Below are 20,482 nucleotides of genomic sequence, written 5' to 3' on the forward strand. Positions count from 1 at the left end.
AGCGAGCACCCCGCGCACGCACGTGCGACGCCGTGGCCGCGACACCGTGCGTGAGCGGCGGCGGGGCCCGCACCGGGCCCGCGGCACGGGACGGGCCCCTCCCGGTGGCAGCGGGCCCGGCCGTTTCCCGGCCGTGCCGGGCCCGCACGCCGGCAGCTATGCGGTCCGCGTGGTCAGGGCGCCGTCGGGGAGCAGCGCGTGCACACCCCAGACGCCGTTCGCGATCTGCGTCACCCGCAGGTCGACGACGGTGCTGGCGAGTGCGAGCGCCGTGGGCCTGTCGAGGCCGTACAGGGCGCCGAGCCAGACCAGCATGGCGTCGAGGGCCTGGGCGGACGCCTCGTTCAGGTCCGCGTCGAAACCGAAGGTGACGCGCCCCGCGGGAGTGACGGCGTGGATGCCCGGCACGGGAGGCTTCTCCTCGATCAGGTCGAGGCGGAGCGTGGTCGTCATGCCGCACTCGATCGCCGTGCCGGAGACCTCGCCGTCCCCCTGCGCCGCGTGCCCGTCCCCCACGCACAGAAGGGCCCCGGGGACCGTCACGGGCAGGTACAGCGTCGAACCCGCCACCAGTTCACGGCAGTCGATGTTGCCGCCGCCCTCGGCCCGGGGAGGTCCGGTGGGATGCTCGCCCGGTTCGGCCGGCGGCAGCCCGACGACACCGAGGAAGGGGGCGAGGGGCACGGTGTGACCGTGCTGTTCGGTGGCCGTGCCGGCCTCCTCGTCGATGTCCCACAGCAGATGGGCGGGCCCGGCGCCGGTGAGGCCCAGGCGGCGGTTGAGGGGTGTGTCCCGGGAGTTGGCGGCGGTGAAGCCCCACGCGTCGGGATGGAGCTCGGCCAACTGGACGGCGAGCGTCGCACCGGGTACGGCGCCGCGTACGGCGACGGGACCGACGAGGCAGTGGCCCGGCTTCGAGTCGAACATGCGGGGACGGGTCTCGCCCGGTGACCGCAGCCGCTCCAGGTGGCCCGAGCAGTCGAGGGTGTGGACGACGAGGGTGTCGCCCGGCTCTACGGTCAGGACGGGAGGCGTGTCGCGGGAGAAGACGTTGGTGACGGTGGTGGGTGCGGATTCGAGTTGGTGCTGTGCCACGGTGCTCCTTGGGTTCGGCCGCTCGTACGACGGACGCTACGGGCACGCCCCGGCGCGGCGCGCGCGGCCCCATGTCCGCCGTCCCGGTCACTAGCCTGGGCCGCATGCGCATCCTGCTGACGTCCGACACCCATCTCCCCAAGCGGGCCAAGGTGCTGCCGGGCGAACTCCTCGACGCGATCGCCGCCGCCGACGTCGTCGTCCACGCGGGCGACTGGGTGGACGAGCCGGCACTGGACCTGTTCGAGGCGCGTGCCCGCCGGCTCGTCGGCGTGTACGGCAACAACGACGGGCCGGGGCTGCGGGCGCGGCTGCCCGAGGTGGCGTCCGCGGATCTCGGGGGCCTGCGGTTCGCCGTCGTCCATGAGACGGGCCCCGCGCAGGGCCGCGAACGACGGTGCGCCGAGCGGTTCCCCGGCATCGACGTCCTCGTCTTCGGTCACAGCCACATTCCGTGGGACACCACGGCACCCGGCGGGCTGCGGCTGCTGAACCCGGGCTCGCCCACCGACCGCAGGCGTCAGCCCCATTGCACCTACGTCACCGCCGAGGTGACGGGCGGCCGGCTGAGCGAGGTCGTGTTTCACCGGCTGCCGCCACGCTGACGGATGCACCGTCGATCCCCGGGTAGGCGACGTACAAGAAGCACGAAACGGAACGGACCGAACAGCACGGAAAGGCAGGTGAGGACGGTGACCCAGACCTTCGACCGGCCGGCCGCCCGCGGCTCCGACTCGGTGGGGGCCCTGGTCAAGGACGCCTCCGAGGATCTCTCCCAGCTCGTACGGCAGGAACTGCGGCTCGCCCAGGCCGAGATGCGGGTGAAGGGCAAGAGGTACGGCCGTGGCGGTGGCCTCTTCGGCTCGGCCGCCGTCGTCGGCTTCCTCGCGCTCGCGGCCCTGGTCGCCGCGGCCGTCGCCGGACTCGCACTCGCGCTGCCCCTGTGGGGGTCGGCGCTGATCGTGGGCGGGGTACTGCTCGCGCTCGCGGCTGTGCTGGCGATGCTGGGGCGCAAGGAGTTCGGCAAGGCGGCCCCGCCGGCACCGGAGCAGGCGATCGACGGTGTACGCAGCGATGTGGCCGAGATCAAGGAGAGGGCACACCGATGACCGACGAGGCCCACGACGACGTCACGAGCGGCGCGGAGACGGCCGAGAGCATGGACGAACTGCGTGCCGAGGTCGAAGATACGCGGGCGAGGCTCGGCTCCACCGTGGAGGCGCTCGCGGCGAAGACCGATGTCGTGGCGCGGGCCAAGGAGAAGGCCGCCGCTCTCAAGGGCCGTGTGCAGGACAGCACGCCCGAACCGCTGCGCGAGAAGGCGCAGCAGGCGAGGAGCCTTGCCCGTCGCAACCGCACACCGGTGCTGGCGGCGGGCGCGGGTGCCGTCCTCGTCGCGGCCCTCGCCGTCCGCCGGGCCCGCAGAAAGGGCAAGTGAGGCCGTTCGGGGGCGCGGTGCGGCTCCCCGTCCTCAAGAGCCGCCGCAGGCCGGCGGGGTGAACCCCAGGCGGCGAAACCGCGGTCGGGAGAGGACGAGTCCGACCGCGGTTTCGCGCTGCGGGGCCTTGCCACAAGCCCCGCTGGCGCTCGCGGAGGCAAGGACCGAGGCAGAGGGATCGACAGGCCCTCGGTGCGCCCGGTGTCAGTCCGAGGCGCGTGCGAGGAGTTCCGCCTCGATCAGGTCCGCGGCCCTCGGCGCGCCGCCTTCCGCTGCCATGGCGGCGCCGATCTCCCGCAGCCTGCGGGCCACTTCCGGGTCCCCGACGAGCGAGAGCACCGCGTCGCGCAGCGCGTCAGGCGTCGCGTCCGGAGTGTCGAGGCGGCGGGCGACCCCGAGCGCGACCAGCGTGTCCGCGTTACCGAACTGGTCCACCGCCTGCGGGACGGCCACCATCGGAGTCCCGGTGGCGAGGCCCTCCTGGGCGCCGCCCGCGCCCGCGTGGGTGATGAACGCGTCCGCCTGCCGCAGCACCGACAACTGCGGTACCCAGGTGCGCACGTCGACGTTCGCGGGGACGTCGCCGAGTACCGCCGCGTCGACGTGCCGTCCGATCTGGAGCACGACGTGCCAGCCGGGAAGGTTGCCGAAGGCTTCGACGCAGGCGCGGTAGAAGGCGGGCTGCTTGGTGAACGTCGAACCCAGCGAAACGAGCAGCACCCGCTCCGCGCCCGGGGGGCGCGACCACACCCCCTGCTCCGCGCGCTCGCCCTGGCACGAGCCGACGAACGTGTACACCGGGGTGTCCACCCGGTCCACGTTCGGCTGGAGCACCCCGGGGATGAGCACGAGGCACCGGTCCGGCCGGCCCATGAAGTCCTCGACGGCGATGTCCATGCCGTTCTCGGCGATCCACCGGGCGAACGTGCCGTAGAACTCCTTGCCGCGCACGGTCTGTTTCATCGGCTCGAACACCGCCCGGCCGACTTCCTCCTCGTAGCCCCGCCACGCCACCATGGCCGGCGAGAGCTGGATGACCGGCACGCCCCAGCGGTGCGCGAGCACGCGCGCCGGATAGGACGTGATGTCGTACAGGACGAGGTCGGGCCGGTCGTTCTCGAAGGCGCCGGCGAGCTGCGGAAGCGCCTGGATGGCGTCGGTGAGGAACGGTTCGAGGTGGTCGACCAGCTCCGTACCCCACGCGTCCTGATCGCCGTCGGCCGGCAGCACGGAGCTGTACGGGACGGGCCGCGCCCCCGTCTCGGCGACCACGCCGGTGAACGACGGCGGTACCGCGTAACTGACCCGGTGGCCGCGGGCCACCAGCTCCCTGACGACACCGAGGTTGGGGTTCACATGGCCGTGCAACGCGGTGGAGAACATGGCGATGTGCGCCGGACCGCGCTCGGGTACGGAGGTCATGCGCCCGACCCTAGGCGAGGAGGACGCCGGCGCACGAGCGAATATCCCGCCCGGAGCAGGGTCGTGCCGGGCGGCGGGCGCGGGCACGGACGGTGGCGGCCGTCCGCACCTCGCCGGCCGGCCGAGGTGGCGCGGCGGCCCTGGATCCGGCCGACGAGCGTCACCACTCGGCCGGTCAGGCGGTCAGGACCGGGCCGCCGTGGGCCCGGTCGACGTGCCCTTCGGCTGTTGTCAGGCCGCCGTCCTCGCCGGAGCGGTGGACGTCAGCCCTGGAGGGGCCGCGGCCAGTGCGGAGCGGATCGCGTCGATCAGGGCCAGCGCCGACTCCTCGGTCAGCTCCACCGCCACACGCGACGAAGGGCCCTGCGAGGGGTTGAGGAAGTCGATGTTGACGGTGTGTTCGTGGGGGGCGTGCTGCGGGTGGTCGACGTAGACCATCGCGTCGGTCAGCGTGAAGTAGCCGCCGGCTCCCTTGCCGCTGCCGTCCAGCGCGAACTTCTCGGTGAGGTAGGTGCACATCAGAGGTGCTCCCCGTAGAAACGGAGGATCTTCTGCCAGCCGTCGACGACGGCAGCGGGCCGGTAGCTCGGCCGGTCCACGGCGAAGAACGCGTGGCCGGCGTCGTCGTAGCGGTGGAACTCGTAGGGCTTGCCCTGCGCCTTGAGCTCCTGCTCCAGCTCGTCGACGTGCTCCGGCGACGGGTACTGGTCGTCGTTGCCGAACAGGCCGAGCAGCGGGCCGCGCAGATCCTTGACGCGGTCCTTGAGCGGCGACACCTGGAGCGGGAAGCCCTCCGGGGGCGTGCCGGTGACGAACGCGCCGTAGCAGTCGACGCCCGCCTGGAGGTCGAGGCTCGCGAGCGCCAGGAACGACTGGCGGCCGCCGGAGCAGTAACCGATCGTGCCGACCTTGCCGTTGGACGAGGGCAGGCCCCGCAGGTACGCGGCGGCACCGGCGACATCGCCGACGAGACGCTCGTCCGGCACGCCGCCCGCGGCGCGCGCCGCGGCGGCCGCGTCGTCGGGCTCCGCGCCGGGGGCCTCGCGGCTGTAGAGGTTGGGGCAGACCGCCGCGTAGCCCTCGGCCGCGAAACGCCGGACGATCTCCTTGCTGGGGGCGTCGTAGCCGGGCATGTGGTGGATCACCACGACACCGCCGAGCGGCCCCGCGGCCATTGGGCGCGCGGAGTACGCCTCGATGGCGTCTCCGCCGTGACCGGTGATGGTGATGGTCTCGGCCAGCACTGCGTCGTACATCTGGGTCCCTTCAGCGCGGATTGCTGGCTCGTACACTAAGCCTCCTGCCCCGTCGGGCGGCCACCGCCCCGTCCGCCCCCGAGCGGGCCGCTCCTCGCTCCCCCCGCGCGGCGGCGTGAAGCGGCGTCAGCGCAGGTAGGCGGGGGCCAGGGCCGCCGTCATCAGGCGCCTGGGGGCGCCCGTGCCGTCGGCGGGCAGCGTGTAGAGGTCGGATCCGTAGTCGCTCGGCATTGCGTACACGACGGTGTGGTCGTCCGGCCACACGACCTGGTCGTCGACGCTGCGCGGTTCCGCCAGCGCCCTCTCGCGCCCGGTCCGCAGATCCAGTACGTACAGCCGCCACGGCGCGTCGGCCGGCAGCCCGGGTACGCGCTTCTTGAAGGCGATGCGGGTGCCGTCGGGGGAAAGGGAGGGGCATTCGACGTTCGTGCGCACCGTGGTGACGGTGCGGGCCGCGATGTCGCCGCGCACCAGGTACGTCCGGCCGCCGGTCCCCATGGTCGCGTAGAAGTGCCGGTCGTCGGCGAAGGTGACACCCCAGTAGTTGATGTCGGAGGCGTGCACCGGCTGCCCGTCCCTGACGGCACGGTACGACTCGAGTGACGCGTCGAGAGCGCCGGTACGGGTGTCGAGGATGCCGGTGCGGGTCGAGAAGTCCGATCCCGCGTACGAGTCGCCGCCGACGAACACGGTCCACGCGAGGAGGTGCCCGCTCGGTGACACCCGCGCGCGGGTCGGGATGCCGGGCAGCGGGTAGCGGGCACGCTCCCTCAGCGCACTGTCCAGGACGACCGCGCGGTAGCTGTCGCTCAGCGGGCCGTGCACCGCCTGCAGGCAGATGCCGGTGCCGCCCGCCGCGTAGAAGCGCAGGCACCGCATCCCGGACGCGGTCCTCTTTCCGCCCGGGGTGGCCGCCGGCACGCTGCTCAGTTCGTCCCGGTGCGGGCCGTAGGCCATGTTGCGGAAGACGACGCGCCCGGCCGCGGCGGGCCCCAGCGTCACCGGGCCCGCCGCCACCGGGGGACCCCCGGCCTGCGTACGGTCCTTGACGGCGGCCCGGTGGCCCGCGTGCAGCACGGCGGCCCCGGCCACCAGCGACAGCACGACCACCGCCGCCACCAGGATCAGCACCTTGCCGCGTACGGCCGGCGCTCCCGCGCCCGCCTCGGCCCCGGTCATCGGGCATCGCCCCCGGCGGCCTGGGGCGCGATCGTGGCGGGGCGCAGCGCGAAGGCCGCGGCCATCAGCACGCCGTCCGTCGCCGCGTAGAAGCAGCCGTGCAGGGCGAGCACCACGTACGGCAGCGCGACAGAGTGCCAGGACGAGAGGATGACACCGTAGGCGGCGAGCAGCGCGAGATGCCCGCCGAGGAAGACCTGCCAGCGGCCGATCCGGTCCGCGAGCCGGCCGAGCGGGACGGCGAGCAGCAGGAACGCCGCGGCGGTGCCCAGCGGCAGCAGCGCGAACCAGCGGTCCGAGACGCCCAGCCGGTGCTGAAGGAGCAGGTAGACGAACGAGTCGCTGACGGTGGCGAGACCCAGCAGCAGCGCGCAGACGGTGAGCCGCCGCACGTCCCGCCGGCGCAGCAGCCGGAGCGCGGCCCGCAGCGAGACGGCGTCGGCGGGGGCCGGGGGAGCGGGAGTGGGGGACGCGAGGGCGCCGGCCCCGGACGCGGTTGCCTTCGCCGTCCCGCCGCCACGTGCGCCGAGCGTCCGGCCAGGCACGAACAGGACCAGCACCAGCACACCGACGATCGCCACGCAGAAACTCACCGTGAACACGGCGTCGTAACCGTCCACGGCGAACCGCAGGATCAGGAACGCGGCCAGCGGCCCGAGCAGGGCACCCGCCGTGTCCATCGCCCGGTGCACCCCGAACGCGCGGCCACGCGTGGCGGGTTCGCATGCCAGCGAGATCATCGCGTCGCGCGGCGCGGTGCGCAGGCCCTTGCCCGTACGGTCGGCGGCGAGCACCGCGCCGATCAGCGGCAGGGAACCCACCAGCAGCAGAAGGGGCTTGCACAGTGCGGAGAGGCCGTAGCCGAACACGGCGACCGCCTTGTACCGGCCGCCCCGGTCGGCGAGATGCCCGCCGACGAGCCGGACGAGCGCGCTGAAGCCGTTGTACACCCCGTCGAGCAGGCCGAAGCCGAGCGGTGACAGGCCGAGCCCGGTCACCAGGTACAGCGGCAGGACCGCGGTGACCATCTCCGAGGAGATGTCGGTGACGAGGCTGACAGAACCGAGTGCGAGGACCGTGGGCGCGACGGCCGCGCGCCGCCCGGAACGGATCCGGGCGGGCGCCGCCGACGCGGGCGGTGTGCCGCGACTGTCGGCTACGTACACGTCAGGACGTCCAGATGCCGGAGATGTCGGTGGCACCCGCGGCCTGACCGGCGTGGCCGGTCCCGTACATGTCCTCGATCGTGCGCAGCACGTTGTAGTGCGTGTACTTCGCCGAGGACGACGAACCGGGCTTGACGGGCTGCCCGTACAGGACGGTGGTGATCTTGTTGCCGGACAGCGAGTTGTCCTCGTCGAAGGTGACGAGGAGCAGGCTGTGGTGCGTCTTGGCCCAGGTCGCGTACGCGCCCAGGTTGTTCTGCAGCCAGGTGTCGCCGGTGGCGACGGAGCAGTCGTGCATGTCGCTGCACAGGTTCGGCGTCACGAACGAGACCTGCGGCAGCTGGGTGAAGTCGGTCGGGAACTGGGCGAAGGTGTGGGCCGTCGAGGTCGGCACGTTCCTGAAGCCGAACCACGGGTTGTGCTTGCGGGCGTACTTGCCACTGCTGCACGTGGTGGAGCCGGCGCTCGGCAGGGTCTCGTTGTAGCTCGCGAACGACTTGCCCGCCGAGGCCAGTTCGGAGCCGAGGTTCGCCGCCGAGGAGAAGCCGGGCGTGTAGCAGCTGTCGTCCGTGACGCCCTGGGTCGAGCCGGAGAACAGCGCGAAGTAGTTGGGCTGGCTCGGGTGGGTGATGGCGTACGACGACGCGAGGTCCGCGCCGCCGGACTTGAGGGAGTTGATGTACGGCGCGCTGGAACTGCCGATGATCTGGCTGTAGGCGTGGTTCTCCATGACGACCACGACCACGTGGTCGGGTGTGGGGACGCTGCCCGCCGCCTGGGCGGCCGGTGCGCCGCCGAGGGCGGCCCACAGCCCGGCGCCCGCCGCTGCGAGGCAGGTCAGCGAGGCGGCGGCGGTACGGGCGGGGCGGGAGAGGAACCGTCGAGCGGGGGAGCCGGACACGGCGTACCTCCGGTACGGGGGACGGGGGGACGTGCACCGCGAGAGTAGAACGTGACGCGTGCACGTCACGCGGGGATTCAGGTGAAGTCCTCGGGAACGGCTGGTGGTCGGCGGGGGTCGCGGTCCGGGGGCCGCGGGAGCGGCGAGGTTCGTGCGGGTGCGGGTGCGGGTGCGGGGTACGGCGTGCGGAGGGTGTCCCTGTGGTCAATCCTCCGTCACCGCCCCGCGCTTGGTGAACCTGTGGTGTGATGCGCGTAGACACAAGATGAACATGACATGTCTTCGAGACGGGAGAAGCGTCTTCATGCGAACGTTCCACCAGGTGGCCGCCGCCGCCCTCGCCACCGGGGCGCTGACCGCCGGCATCCTCTACGGAACCGGCGTCGCCGGCGCCGACACCGGAAGCCACGGGCACCCGGGCTCCGAGCCGGAGAACATCGGGCTGCTCACCGGCCAGATAGACGACTACTACGGCGCCACCCAGGCTGCCGACGGCACATGGCAGGCCTCGCCGGACAGCCCCTACGCGCACGACCTCGCCGCGATCGAGGCCCGCGCCGAACACGACATCGCGGCGGAGACCGCCGGCGGCCACCACACCGGCGCCCGGCACGGCAAGCCCGCGATCGTCCTGGACGTCGACGACACCGCGCTGCTCAGCTTCACGTACGAGCGCGACACCAACTACGTCTACACCGACGCGACCTGGAACGCCTTCGTCTCCAAGGCCGACCGCCCGGCCGTCTACGGCATGCCCGGCCTCGTCTCGTACGCCAAGAAGCACGGCGTCACCGTCTTCTTCCTCACCGGACTCGCCGAGAACCTGCGCGACCCGGCCGTCCAGAACCTGCGCAAGGACGGCTACGACACCGACCTGGACCGCACCCACTTCTTCACGAAGGACAAGACCGCCCCGCCCGCCTACCTGGCCGACTGCGCCACGGCCGCGGCCTGGAACTGCACGACGGTCCAGTTCAAGGCAGGCACCCGGCAGCACTTGGAGGCGAGTGGCTACGACATCATCGGCAACTTCGGTGACCAGCAGTCCGACCTGACGGGCGGGCACGCCGACCACACGTACAAACTGCCGAACCCCACTTACTTCGTCGAGTGACACGCTGAAGCCGGGGATCGCCCGGCCATCCGCCGGCGGGGTGCCATGGGCTTCGCCGCCGGCGGGTGCGGGCCGGCGCCCGCGAGGCGGTGCGACCCGAGGTGCGAGGTGCGGCGATGAGTGTCAGCGAGGAACCGGTGGAGCCCGCCGGGGAGGCGGTCGTCGAGGCCAGGTCGGCCGAACGGCTGATGCTGTTCACCGACGCGGTGGCGGCCATCGCCATCACGCTGCTGATCCTGCCGCTCGTCGACATCGTCCCCGAGGCGGCGCACGATCACGTCCACGCGCGGGACGTGATCGGTGACCACCTCGACCAGGTCGGCAGTTTCGCGTTGAGTTTCCTCGTCATCGCCCGGCTGTGGCTGGTGCACCACCGGTTGTTCGCCACGGTGAAGTCGTACAACGACGCACTCGTCCTGTGAAACCTGGGGTGGCTGCTGTCGATCACGTCCTTCCCTTCCCGACGGAGATGGTGGGGGAGTTCGGGCAGGACCGCTTCACCGGCACCCTGTACTACGCCAACGTCGTCGCCTCCATGGTGTGTTCGACCGTCATGGTCCAGATCCTGCGCCGCAACCCGGAGCTGCTGAGCTCGGGGGCCGACGAGTTCGACGCGTTCCTCGTCGCCGGCCTGGCCAACGTCTGCGCGCTGGTCGTGGCGTTCGTCATCGCCTTGCTGGTGCCCCACCTCCAGTACTACAGCCTCCTCGTGCTCGTACTGGTGTCGCCGGTGCTCAGGTTCCTGCGGGCCCGCGGCCTGATCCGGGTCTGACGCGCGGCCGGCACGGGCACGGGGAGGGTCAGGGCTCGATGACCAGCCGCTCGATGGAGCCGTCGCGCAGCGTGAAGCGGAAGTGCAGATCGGCGACGCCGCCCGGAAAGTCGCCCTCCAGGCGATGGTCCGCGACATAGTGCGCGTCGTCGGCCCGGTAGGCGCCGGTGAGCGTCGTCGTGTACGTGTACTGGCTCCCGGCACGCTCCAGCCAGGACTGGATCGCCGTGATGCCCTCGTGTGTCCTGCCCTCGTCGGTCACCGCGGCGTCCGGGGTGAAGGTGGCGAGGGACGCGGCCGTGTCGCGGGCCTGATGGGCCCGCAGGTAGGCGGTGACGGCGTCGGGGAGCAGGGCGGCGTCGATCGGCCGGAACGCGCTGTCGGTCATGGGGTTCCCGTCTGTGTCTGTGGTGCTGGTGCTGGTGGTGTCGGTGCCCGGGTGTCGGTGCCCGGGTGTCGGCGGCTGCCGGGTGCCGGCGTCAGACCGTGGGGATCGTGCCGCCGTCGATGACGTGCTCCGCGCCGCTGATCGTCCGCGCGCGGTCGGAGACGAGGAAGGCGACCAGTTCGGCCACTTCCGCGGGCTCGTTGGGGCGGCCCACCGGGATTCCGCCGAGCGAGTCCATCAGTCTGCCGAGCGCGGCCTCGGTGGTGATGCCCGCCTCTTCGGCGATGCGCTCCACCAGTTCCTGCGCGGCGGGTGTACGAACGAACCCGGGCGAGACGGTGTTCACCCGCACGCCGTGCGGCGCCACCTGGCGGGCGAGGCCCTTGCTGTAGGTGGTGAGCGCGGCCTTGGCCGCCGCGTATCCGAGGGTGCCGTTCCACAGCGGCATGGTGCGCTGGATCGACGTGACGTGTACGACGGCGCCGGCGCCCCGCTCGATCATGCCGGGCAGCAGCCCCCGATCGAGCCGTACGGCGCCCAGCAGGTTGGTGTGGAGCTCGGTGTGCCAGGTGTCGTCGTCCAGGGCCGAGAAGCCGCCCGCGGGCGCTTGGGAGCCACCGACGGTGTGCACGACGATGTCGGCGCCGCCGAGCCGCTCGCTCACCTCGCGCACGACCGTGTCGGTGCCCTCGGGGGTGGAGATGTCGGCGGCGATGAAGCCGCGCGGCCCAGTGCCGGTCGTCCCGTCCCCGTGGACCGGGGCGTTGCGGGCCGTGACGAGGACCGTCGCGCCCGCGTACGCGAGGCGGGCCGCGATCGCCGCGCCGGTGCCCTTGGTGCCGCCGGTGACGAGGGCTCTGCGGCCCTGGAGGGACTCACTGAGGGGAACGGTGGTCGAGGGGGAGGTCATAAGCTGCTCCGAAGGGGAGTGCGGGCATACGGAACCGCACTCGTTATTACTGCTAAAATAGAAGTGAGTGAATTCGATTTTAGCAGACACTCTGGAGGGGTGAGGACCTTGGTGAAGCGGATGAGGCTGGAGGACCGCAGCTGCCCGCTGTCCACGACGGTGCAGCACGTGGGGGAGTGGTGGACGCTCCTCCTGCTGCACGACCTCTTCGACGGCTACACCCGCTTCGATCAGTTCCAGGAGAGCCTGGGCATTTCCTCCAGCATGCTCACGACACGCCTCAAATCGCTCGTCGCCGACGGGCTCGTCGAGCGCAGGCCATACCAGACGAACCCGGTGCGCCACGCCTACGAGCTCACCGAACTCGGCCGCTCCCTGCGGCCGGTGATCGTGACGATGGCGGCCTGGGGGAACGCGCGGCTGGCACCCCGGCAGCGGGAGATGATCCTGGTCGACGCGGTGACCGGTGAAGAGGTCGAGCCGGTGGTCGTGGACGCGAAGACGGGCCGCAGGCTGGAGGACAGCGAGGCGTACGTGTTCACGGCGGGCCCGTCGGCGGGACCTGGCATGCGCGCGCGTTACGTGCCCGGAACCGGTGAGGCGGCGACGGCGGGCGCGCGGGACGCGGCCGTCCCCGCCGGGACGGCGGGGGAAGGGACGGGGTGCGCGGCGGACACCGGGCCCGTCGTACGGGAGCCCGGGGTGCGGATCGCGTAGCCCCCGCCCCGTACACACCGAAGGCCGGCGGTACGAAATCCTGGTCCGGCCTCGGCCACGCACAGGCGGGCCGAGGCCGGGACGCGCTACCGGCGGGGCCGGCGAACGTCCGTGGACGGCGCACAGTCGCACCGCGCGCTCCGGGTCGCGGCGGATGTCCCGGCCGGGTGCGCCGCGCGCCGGTCGGTGTCATGGCCGCCGTCCCGCGGCGGCAGCTCCCGTCTACCCCTTCAGCGCCGTACCACCGCGCACCTGCTCGCGGATCTGATCATCCGTGAGGTACGCGTCGGTGTGCTCGAACTCCCTGAGCGTGGCGCGCTTTTGGGCCTGGAACCCGGTGCGGACGAAGTCGTCGCCGGCGACAGCGTTGAGCAGCCAGTTGGTCATGACACGTGTCCTGGCGACGTTGGTGCGCAGCGCCGACCAGTGGTAGCCGCGCGCCACGGCCTGTGCGGGCATGCCGCGCAGTTCGATGCCGAGGGGCTTGGACACCGCGTCCCGGCCGCCGAGGTCCACGACCAGCCCCAGGTCCTTGTGCTCGTAGGGACGCAGCGGCTGTCGGCGTACCGCCGCGACGATGTTCGCGGCGACCTTCTTGCCCTGGCGCATCGCGTGCTGTGCGGTCGGCGGGCAGATGGCGCCGTCGCCGGCCGCCAGGTCCGGCACGGCCGCCGCGTCACCGAGGGCGAACACGCCTTCGGTGCCCGGGACCGTCATCTCCGGTGTCACCACGAGCCGTCCCTTGACGGTGTCGGAGTCGAGGGTCCGCATCAGCGGACTCGCGGCGACCCCGGCCGTCCAGATGAGGGTCCGGCACGGCAGTACACGGCCGTCCGTGAACGTGACCTCCTCGGGCGCCGCCTTGGCGACGGACACCCCGAGGGAGACCTCGATACCGCGGCCCCGCAGGATCTCCAGCGCGCTGCTGCCGAGTTTGTCGCCGAGTTCCGGCATCAGTTTCGGGGCGATGTCGATGAGGTGCCACTTGATCAGCTTCGGGTCGAGCCGCGGGTAGCGCTTGGCGGCGTTGACCGTCAGCCGCTGGAGGCAGGCGGCGGTCTCGGTGCCCGCGTAGCCTCCGCCCACCACCACGAACTGGAGCCGCGAGGCGCGTTCCGCCTCGTCCTGGCTCGCGTCGGCCAGGTCCAGCTGTGCGATGACGTGGTCACGGATGTACGCGGCCTCCGCCAGCGTCTTCATGCCCCGCGCGTTGTCCAGCAGACCCGGGATGTCGAAAGTGCGGGTGATACTGCCGGGCGTGAGGACGAGGTAGTCGTACGGCTCGTTGACGATCTCACCGGTGATCTTGCGCACGACGCAGACTTTCGCCTGGTGGTCCACGCCGATCGCGCCGCCGGGGATGATCCGGGTCCGGTGCCGCTGGCTGCGGCGCAGCGAGACGGCGACCGACTGGGGGGTGAGGACACCGGACGCCACCTGGGGGAGCAGTGGCAGATAGAGCTGATACGAGAAGGGGGCCACCAGAGCGACGTCCGCCTCGCCGGGAGCGAGACTGCGTTCGAGACGGTGTACGCAGGCGACGCCGGCGAATCCGGCGCCCACCACGAGGATCTTCTGTCGTGCCACGGTGTCGGTCCCTTCTCAGTGCTGCGCGGTCGTCACTCGACTGCCCCCTGATCCCAGTCCATCACCCCCATCTTCGCGAGCCTTGCGCACCACCGCCACAGGATCGGCCGTACCCGAGGGGCCGGGGGCGGCCGGCGAGGGCGCGCCCCCGGCCCGGTCAGGTCCCGGTGACGGAAGTGAGGTGGGCGAAGACGACCACGTTGGCGGAGTAGCCCGACCTGCGCTCGAAGCGCCCGCCGCAGGTGAGCAGCCGCAGTTCCGGGCGCCCTGTGTCCCCGTAGACCGTCTTGTCGGGAAAGGAGGCGCGGGGGAAGGTCCGTACCGAGTCCACGGTGAACACGGCGGTCGTCCCGTCCTCGCGGGTGACCTTGAGGACGTCACCGGGGTGGAGGGCGTTGAGGTTGAGGAACACGGCGGGCCCGGTCATCGTGTCGCGGTGGCCGACGATCACCGCTGTCCCCTGCGCCCCGGGGGATGGTCCTCCGGCGTACCACCCCACCAGGTGCGGTCTGCTCATGGGCGGGGTGCCGAGGTGGCCGTGCCGGTCGAGCCGGAGCCGGACGACCTTCGCCTCGACCACGATCCGGGGCATCGCGAGCTTCACCGGCGCCGAGGGCGGCAGGGGCGCGTGGGAGGTCACCGGGGCCGGCCGCCGCGCCCCGCCGCCGGCCCCGTCGGAGGCGGCGACGGTGGCCGTGCGCGCGTCCTCTCCGTCGCCGCCGCAGCCGCGCACCACACCGAACAGCAGCGTGGCGGTCACGCTGAGGGTCAGGGTGAGGCGGACGGCCCGGCTCGGGCCGCGGCGGCGGCGACGGCGCTGCGGATACGGACGCGCGTACGGACGGGGTTGTGGGCGGGGACGGGGCCTCGGTGTGTTACGCGGCGCCATGGACGCGACGGCGGGCCCGGCGCAGGAAGATCAGCCCGGCGGTCGCCACGGCACCCGAGACCAGGAGGGGCGCCGCCACGGAGGAACCGCCGTCCTCGCCGCCGGTCGTCGGCGGCACGCCGCCACCGCCCGCGTGCACCGGGCCGCGCGGCTTGTCGTCGACGTTGCCGCAGTTGACCTTGAACGTCTTCTGCTTCGGCACCCCGCCGGGGAACGTCCAGGCGAGGGTGTACGTCCCGTTCGGCAGGGAGAGGGGCTGGGCGGTGGCGCCCCTGCCCTGGGTGAGCGTCAGCTGACCCACGAGGGTCGGCTTGTTCAGGGCCTTGGGCAGCGGTGTGATCGTGTACGCCACGGCGGGAAGGGTCTGGAAGTTGGTCGCGGCCAGGCCGAACGAGCAGACCTGGGGCGCGTCGCTGGTGTTGGCGGCGGGCACACCGGCGGGGTGGACCTTGATGTCGCCGCTGTCACCGGGAGCGGCGACGGCGGTGGAGACGGACAGCAACGTCGTGCCGGCGAGGATCAGCGTGGCCAGAGCCACCGGGCCCGTGCGGGGACGGCGCGAACGGAAAGATGCCGAGAGGGACATGCGGGGCTCCTTCAAGCCGTGTGATTGTCATACCGGTCGACCGGACGCCCACTTGATGTCATGATCCCGAGCCGAAAATATTAAGAAACACTGAGAAAGGCCGATATCCCACCCGGACGGACCACACGGACGACGCGGGACGGGACCCCGCCACCGTCAACCGTGGCGGTGACAGGGCCGATCCGCCGCTACGGCTATGTTCGCTACGGATCTGATGTCCACCGGCCCGGCAGGCCGGGCCGGCGACCCAAGGGACACGATGAAACGCCAGCAACGTCGTCGCGCCACCTTCCCCCGCTCCCTCGGCCTCCTCCTCCCACTCCTCGCGGGCGGCCTCGCCCCGCTGTCCGCCGCCCCCGCCGCGCACGCGACCGGCGCGCCCTGCGCCGCGAGCGTCCCGTACCGCTCCGGCACGTCCGGTTACCACACCTTCCGCATCCCGGCCGCGGTCGCCACCGCCGACGGCGCGCTCCTCGCGTTCGCCGAGGGCCGCCGCGACTCCGCCGCGGACGACGGGGACATCGACCTCGTCCTGCGCCGCTCCAGGGACGGGGGCTGCACCTGGGGCCCCCTCCAGGTCGTCGCCGACGCGGGCAAGGACACCGCCGGCAACCCCGCACCCGTCGTCGACCCGGCCACCGGCGACGTCGTGCTGCTGTCCTGCGGCACGCTCGGCGGCGCCACCGAGCACGACATCGTGTACGGAGCGGCTGACGCCTCCGCACGCCGCGTCTACGTGCAGCGCAGTGCCGACGGCGGTGCCACCTTCTCACCCCGGCGCGACATCACCCGCGACGTCAAGCGTGCGGACTGGAACTGGTACGCGACGGGCCCCGGCCACGCGATCGTCCTGCGCGGCGGCCCCCACCGCGGCCGGCTGGTCGTGCCCGCCGACCACTCGCTCGCCGCCGACGGCACGAGCGGCGGCCACGCGCTCCTCAGCGACGACGGCGGAAGGACCTGGCGCATCGGCTACGTCAGCGACGACCTCGGCACCGTCAACGAGAGCACGCTCACCGAACTCCCGGGCGGCACCCTCTACATCAACGCCCGCGACCAGGGCGGGCGTGCCGCCGCCCGCGACGACGCGTACAGCACCGACGGCGGTACCTCGCTCTCGACGCCCTTCCGGAGCCGGCCGGACCTGTCCGGGCCCGAGGTGCAGGGCAGCGTCCTGCGGACCACGGTGCGATCCGGCGGCCGGCTGCTGTATTCGGGCCCCGCCGACCCGGACAGGCGGCAGCGCATGGAGATCAGATCGAGCGCCGACGGCGGCCGGACCTGGCGGTCGCTGTGGACCGTGTCCGAGGACCCCGCCGGCTACTCCGATCTGGTGCAACGCACGCCGGCCCAGGTCGGCCTGCTGTACGAGACCGGCTCCGCCGACTCGCGGGAGACCATCACGTACACACCGCTGCCCGGCTGACGAACCCGCACGGCCGCCGCGCTCCCCGCGCCTCGTGTGCCGGGCCCCGTGGGGGCGCTCCCCACGGGGCCCGACGTTCCCAACTCCCCGTCCTCGCCCGGCGGAACGGCAGGAAGACGTACAGCATGACCGGCAGCCAGACACCCCTCCCGGCCGGAACCCCGTCCGTGCGCCGCGGTCCACGCTTTCGGGCGTGGCTCCTCGAAGGACTCAGCGAGCGCAGCGCTCGCCACCCCGGTCCGCACGCGACCCTGCCCCAGGAGCACGTGGGGCACAGCTGGTGGCGTGTCATGTGCCTCACCGGTGTCGACTACTTCTCCACCCTGGGCTACCAGCCGGGCATCGCGGCGCTCGCCGCCGGGCTGCTCTCCCCTCTCGCCACGCTCGTCCTGCTCGCGCTGACCCTGTTCGGCGCGTTGCCCGTCTACCGGCGCGTCGCTCGCGAGAGCCCCCACGGCCAGGGCTCCATCGCGATGCTGGAGCGGCTGCTGCCGGGCTGGGCGGGCAAACTCCTCGTGCTGGTGCTCCTCGGGTTCGCGGCGACCGACTTCATGATCACCATCACGCTGTCGGCGGCCGACGCCTCCGCGCACGTGGCCGAGAACCCGTTCGCACCGTCCTGGCTGCACGGCGCCGGCGTGTGGATCACCCTCGTCCTGCTCGCCGCACTCGGCGGGATCTTCCTCAAGGGCTTCAAGGAGGCCATCGGCATCGCCGTCGTCCTCGTCGGTGTCTACCTCAGCCTCAACGTGGTGGTGCTCGGCGACGCGGTGGTCCGGATCGCCACCCACCCCGGCGACTTCCACGACTGGTGGTCGGCCGCCACCCGGGAGCACTCCTCACCCCTCGCCATGATCGGCATCGCGCTGCTGGTGTTCCCCAAACTCGCCCTCGGCATGTCGGGGTTCGAGACCGGCGTCGCCGTCATGCCGCAGGTGCGCGGTGCCGAGTCCGACACCTACGAGCGGCCCGCGGGACGCATCAGGGACACCCGTACCCTGCTGACGACCGCGGCCGTCATCATGTCCTGCTTCCTGCTCCTGTCGAGCGTCGCGACGACGCTCCTGATCCCGCAGTCCGCGTTCAAGGCCGGGGGCCCCGCCAACGGCCGCGCCCTCGCCTTCCTCGCCCACGCCGAACTGGGCCAGGCTTTCGGCACCATCTACGACGTCTCGACCATCGCCATCCTCTGGTTCGCCGGTGCCTCCGCGCTCGCCGGGCTGCTCAACCTCGTACCGCGCTACCTGCCCCGGTACGGCATGGCACCCGAGTGGGCCGGCGCGGTGCGCCCCCTCGTGCTGACGTTCATGGCGATCGCCGTCGCCATCACCGCGTACTTCGACGCGAGCGTCGACGCGCAGAGCGGCGCCTACGCGACCGGTGTGCTGGTGCTCATGCTGTCCGCTTCCTTCGCCTCCACGGTCGCCGTGCACCGGCGCGGTCGCCGGGCCGCCACCGCCGGATTCGGCGTGATCACCGCCGTGTTCGCGTACACGGTCGTCGCCAACGTCGTCGAACGGCCGGACGGCATCAAGATCGCGCTCCTGTTCATCGTGACCATCATGATCAGCTCCCTCGCCTCGCGCGTGCACCGGGCCTTCGAACTGCGCACCGTCGACGTGACGCTGGACGCGGAGGCGGAACGTCTCGTCGCGCACGCCGCGCAGGCGGGTCCCCTGCGGATCGTCGCCAACGAACCGCAGGAGCACACCGCCGCCGAATACCGCGCCAAGGAGGCCGCCCAGCGCGCCGACACGCACATCCCCGCCGACAGCCCGGTGCTCTTCCTGGAGGTCTTCGTCCGTGACTCGTCCGAGTTCAGCTCGGACGTCGCGGTACGCGGCGACACGAAACACGGCGTCCACCGGCTGCGCGTCCAGGGCCCGACCGTGCCCAATACCATCGCGGCCGTGCTGCTCGAACTCCGCGACCGCACGGAGGAGGTGCCGCACGTCTACTTCAACTGGACGGAGGGCGATCCGTTCGGCCACCTCGTGCGTTTCCTCGTCTTCGGTGACGGCGAGGTCGCGCCGGTCACCCGGGAGGTGCTGCGCCGCGCCGAACCCGACCCGTCCCGCCGCCCCCGCGTCCACGTGGGGTGATCTGCCGCGTTAGCGTCATGCCCGTGACCGATTCCGCCGACGTCCGCCGTATCGCGCTGTCCCTTCCCGAGACCGTGGAGAAGGAGGCCTGGCGCATGCCCACCTTCCGGGTGGCGGGCAAGATGTTCGTCACCGTCCCGGACGACGAGACGTCCTTCGCGGTCCGCTGCCCCCGTCACGAGCGGGCGGAGCTGATCGCGGCGGAGCCCGGGAAGTTCTGGGTGCCGCCCCACGAGGCGGCCTCGCACTGGGTACGGGCCCGGCTCGCCGCCCTGGAGGACCTGGCCGAGCTCTACGACATCCTCGTCGACTCCTGGCGTCAGGCGGCGCCGCCCCGGCTGCTCGAAGCCCACCCCGGCCTCGCCCCGGGCACGGGGCCACAACGCCCGGGCGCGTAAGGCCTCCCCGGGCCGGGCCGGGTGACGCGTGCGCCCCGGCCGGCACGCTTCGCTGGAGCCGGGCGCCCCGCAACCGTCGGACTTCAGGTATTCCGGCGGCAAAGGCTCCGTGAGGATCGAGCACGACGTACCCGCACGGCCACCCGTTCAGCGCACTGCCACGAGCACGCAACTGCTGCCGACCTGCCACACCGGGGCCGCCTGGCCGAAGCCCGCCGCTCGCAGCATCGCGGTGTGGCGGTCGAGCGTCAGCCCGTTGTTGCCCGAGCCGCGCCCGTCGTCGCGCCGGGCGCTCTCCCGCCCCGCGTCGCGCCGTCCGCTGTCCCACCCGCCGCCGTCCCGTGCGCCGGCGGTGTGCCCGGCGGCGGTGGGGTGTGCGTCGCCGCCCGTTGTGCCCGGCACGGAGCCATGCAGGCGCCTGCGCTGCGCGAACAGGTCCGTCAGTTCCGGGTCCTGTTCCGCCGCCGCCCACCAGGACTCCCAGTCCTCGTGGGCGAACGCCCGCTGCCGCCGCGCCCGTCGGCGTCCCACGTGCACCGCGATGTCGGACGCGTCCTCCGGGACCAGGTGGTCGGCGTTGACGAGGACGCCGCCCGGCCGCAGTATCCCCGCGAGTTGCCCGTACACCCGCTGGAGGCGGTGACCGGGCAGATAGTGCAGAGCCGTCGTGGAGACCGCCGCGTCCAGTGGCCCGTCGAGGCCCAGCGCGGAGGTCCAGCCCTCGGCGCCGATCACCGCCTCCACGTACCGCACCGCGTGGGCCGGCCCCCCGGACCCGGCGTGGGCCCGGGCCAGTTCCAGCAGGACCGGGTCCATGTCGACGGCGACGATCCGGGCCCGGGGCAGCCGCCGCGCCAGCCGCACCGCGAGTGATCCGGGACCGCAGCCCAGATCGACGACCAGCGGGTGCCGCCGGCCCGCCGTCACGTGTTCGACCACGTCGGCGATGACGGTGAAACGCTCCTCGCGGTCGATCGCGTACCGCTGCTGCTGCAGTTCCCAGCGCTCCACCCACCGTGCCGCCGTGGTCGTGCTCAGGCCCATCGTGCTCGGTCACCCCTCGTTCTCGATCCGCCTCCGGGGGAGGTGACAGAAATCTACACTCGAAAACGGTTTTCATCTGCACTGATGGGCCG

Annotated in this window: 22 protein-coding genes and 1 pseudogene; 10 read left to right on the forward strand and 13 right to left on the reverse strand. The window is 72.4% G+C overall.

Translation table 11 applies throughout. The features are described from left to right. Positions 1–156: 156 nt before the first annotated feature. Positions 157–1,095 (reverse strand): acetamidase/formamidase family protein, encoded by a 939-nt coding sequence (locus OG310_RS34095; protein ID WP_329459707.1) that lies wholly within the window; start codon positions 1,093–1,095, stop codon positions 157–159. A 104-nt stretch (positions 1,096–1,199) separates the two neighbouring features. Here OG310_RS34095 and OG310_RS34100 point away from each other — a divergent pair, with 104 nt between their 5' ends. The 3 genes from OG310_RS34100 to OG310_RS34110 all read left to right on the forward strand — a co-directional run bounded on the left by OG310_RS34100 (position 1,200) and on the right by OG310_RS34110 (position 2,533). Continuing rightward, the gene (locus OG310_RS34100; protein WP_329459708.1) at positions 1,200–1,700 is read left to right on the forward strand and encodes a metallophosphoesterase family protein; all 501 of its coding nucleotides are present in this window, start codon (positions 1,200–1,202) and stop codon (positions 1,698–1,700) included. Positions 1,701–1,787: 87 nt separating this feature from the next. Continuing rightward, positions 1,788–2,204: a phage holin family protein gene (locus OG310_RS34105; protein ID WP_329459709.1), complete on the forward strand. Its 417-nt coding sequence runs from the start codon at positions 1,788–1,790 to the stop codon at positions 2,202–2,204. Next, positions 2,201–2,533 carry a DUF3618 domain-containing protein gene (locus OG310_RS34110; RefSeq protein ID WP_329459710.1) on the forward strand — a complete coding sequence of 111 codons (333 nt, stop codon included), beginning with the start codon at positions 2,201–2,203 and terminating at the stop codon, positions 2,531–2,533. Before OG310_RS34105 ends, OG310_RS34110 begins: the two co-directional genes overlap by 4 nt. A gap of 204 nt (positions 2,534–2,737) precedes the next feature. On the opposite strand, the gene OG310_RS34115 is transcribed toward OG310_RS34110, so the two are convergent. From OG310_RS34115 to OG310_RS34140, 6 genes are all read right to left on the reverse strand, one after another. After that, on the reverse strand, positions 2,738–3,955 hold the full coding sequence (locus tag OG310_RS34115; RefSeq protein WP_329459711.1) for a macrolide family glycosyltransferase: 1,218 nt from the start codon (positions 3,953–3,955) through the stop codon (positions 2,738–2,740). 231 nt (positions 3,956–4,186) lie between these two features. Next, positions 4,187–4,474: a DUF6295 family protein gene (locus OG310_RS34120; protein ID WP_329459712.1), complete on the reverse strand. Its 288-nt coding sequence runs from the start codon at positions 4,472–4,474 to the stop codon at positions 4,187–4,189. Continuing rightward, entirely contained in the window at positions 4,474–5,211 is a 738-nt protein-coding gene (locus tag OG310_RS34125) for a dienelactone hydrolase family protein (protein WP_329459713.1), read from the reverse strand. Before OG310_RS34125 ends, OG310_RS34120 begins: the two co-directional genes overlap by 1 nt. A gap of 126 nt (positions 5,212–5,337) precedes the next feature. Beyond that, positions 5,338–6,390, reverse strand: a complete 1,053-nt coding sequence (locus tag OG310_RS34130; protein ID WP_329459714.1) for a TolB family protein — start codon at positions 6,388–6,390, stop codon at positions 5,338–5,340. Beyond that, positions 6,387–7,556, reverse strand: a complete 1,170-nt coding sequence (locus tag OG310_RS34135; RefSeq protein ID WP_329459715.1) for an MFS transporter — start codon at positions 7,554–7,556, stop codon at positions 6,387–6,389. Before OG310_RS34135 ends, OG310_RS34130 begins: the two co-directional genes overlap by 4 nt. A 1-nt stretch (position 7,557) precedes the next feature. Continuing rightward, positions 7,558–8,457: an alkaline phosphatase family protein gene (locus OG310_RS34140; protein ID WP_443078801.1), complete on the reverse strand. Its 900-nt coding sequence runs from the start codon at positions 8,455–8,457 to the stop codon at positions 7,558–7,560. Positions 8,458–8,761: 304 nt separating this feature from the next. On the opposite strand from OG310_RS34140, the gene OG310_RS34145 reads away from it, so the two are divergent. The 3 genes from OG310_RS34145 (at position 8,762) to OG310_RS34155 (ending at position 10,343) form a co-directional block, all read left to right on the forward strand. After that, positions 8,762–9,571: an HAD family acid phosphatase gene (locus OG310_RS34145; protein WP_329459716.1), complete on the forward strand. Its 810-nt coding sequence runs from the start codon at positions 8,762–8,764 to the stop codon at positions 9,569–9,571. A 116-nt stretch (positions 9,572–9,687) separates the two neighbouring features. Continuing rightward, a complete protein-coding gene (locus tag OG310_RS34150; protein ID WP_329459717.1) occupies positions 9,688–9,993 on the forward strand; it encodes a TMEM175 family protein in 306 nt (101 codons plus the stop codon). Between the two features lie 8 nt (positions 9,994–10,001). Beyond that, entirely contained in the window at positions 10,002–10,343 is a 342-nt protein-coding gene (locus OG310_RS34155; protein ID WP_329459718.1) for a hypothetical protein, read from the forward strand. Between the two features lie 28 nt (positions 10,344–10,371). Here the strand turns inward: OG310_RS34155 and OG310_RS34160 are convergent, their stop codons facing one another. Then, positions 10,372–10,731 carry a nuclear transport factor 2 family protein gene (locus tag OG310_RS34160; protein WP_329459719.1) on the reverse strand — a complete coding sequence of 120 codons (360 nt, stop codon included), beginning with the start codon at positions 10,729–10,731 and terminating at the stop codon, positions 10,372–10,374. A 91-nt stretch (positions 10,732–10,822) separates the two neighbouring features. Further along, positions 10,823–11,641 (reverse strand): SDR family oxidoreductase, encoded by an 819-nt coding sequence (locus tag OG310_RS34165; RefSeq protein WP_329459720.1) that lies wholly within the window; start codon positions 11,639–11,641, stop codon positions 10,823–10,825. Between the two features lie 120 nt (positions 11,642–11,761). Between OG310_RS34165 and OG310_RS34170 the strand changes: the two are divergent. Next, positions 11,762–12,232, forward strand: a pseudogene (locus OG310_RS34170) (winged helix-turn-helix transcriptional regulator); the annotation flags it as partial. Positions 12,233–12,580: 348 nt separating this feature from the next. Here the strand turns inward: OG310_RS34170 and OG310_RS34175 are convergent. The 3 genes from OG310_RS34175 to OG310_RS34185 all read right to left on the reverse strand — a co-directional run bounded on the left by OG310_RS34175 (position 12,581) and on the right by OG310_RS34185 (position 15,420). After that, positions 12,581–13,945: an NAD(P)/FAD-dependent oxidoreductase gene (locus tag OG310_RS34175; protein ID WP_329459721.1), complete on the reverse strand. Its 1,365-nt coding sequence runs from the start codon at positions 13,943–13,945 to the stop codon at positions 12,581–12,583. A 157-nt stretch (positions 13,946–14,102) separates the two neighbouring features. Beyond that, positions 14,103–14,705 carry a class F sortase gene (locus tag OG310_RS34180; RefSeq protein WP_443078803.1) on the reverse strand — a complete coding sequence of 201 codons (603 nt, stop codon included), beginning with the start codon at positions 14,703–14,705 and terminating at the stop codon, positions 14,103–14,105. Between the two features lie 115 nt (positions 14,706–14,820). Continuing rightward, positions 14,821–15,420 carry a hypothetical protein gene (locus tag OG310_RS34185; protein WP_329459722.1) on the reverse strand — a complete coding sequence of 200 codons (600 nt, stop codon included), beginning with the start codon at positions 15,418–15,420 and terminating at the stop codon, positions 14,821–14,823. 259 nt (positions 15,421–15,679) lie between these two features. Between OG310_RS34185 and OG310_RS34190 the strand changes: the two genes are divergently transcribed. The 3 genes from OG310_RS34190 (at position 15,680) to OG310_RS34200 (ending at position 19,346) form a co-directional block, all read left to right on the forward strand. Next, a complete protein-coding gene (locus OG310_RS34190; protein ID WP_329459723.1) occupies positions 15,680–16,846 on the forward strand; it encodes a sialidase family protein in 1,167 nt (388 codons plus the stop codon). A 125-nt stretch (positions 16,847–16,971) separates the two neighbouring features. Next, entirely contained in the window at positions 16,972–18,948 is a 1,977-nt protein-coding gene (locus tag OG310_RS34195; RefSeq protein WP_329459724.1) for an amino acid transporter, read from the forward strand. A gap of 17 nt (positions 18,949–18,965) precedes the next feature. Further along, positions 18,966–19,346 (forward strand): MmcQ/YjbR family DNA-binding protein, encoded by a 381-nt coding sequence (locus OG310_RS34200; RefSeq protein ID WP_443078804.1) that lies wholly within the window; start codon positions 18,966–18,968, stop codon positions 19,344–19,346. A gap of 147 nt (positions 19,347–19,493) precedes the next feature. Here OG310_RS34200 and OG310_RS34205 read toward each other — a convergent pair whose 3' ends face one another. Next, a complete protein-coding gene (locus OG310_RS34205; RefSeq protein WP_329459726.1) occupies positions 19,494–20,390 on the reverse strand; it encodes a class I SAM-dependent methyltransferase in 897 nt (298 codons plus the stop codon). Between the last annotated feature and the right edge of the window lie 92 nt (positions 20,391–20,482).

It is taken from the genome of Streptomyces sp. NBC_01497 (assembly GCF_036250695.1).
GTDB lineage: Bacteria > Actinomycetota > Actinomycetes > Streptomycetales > Streptomycetaceae > Streptomyces.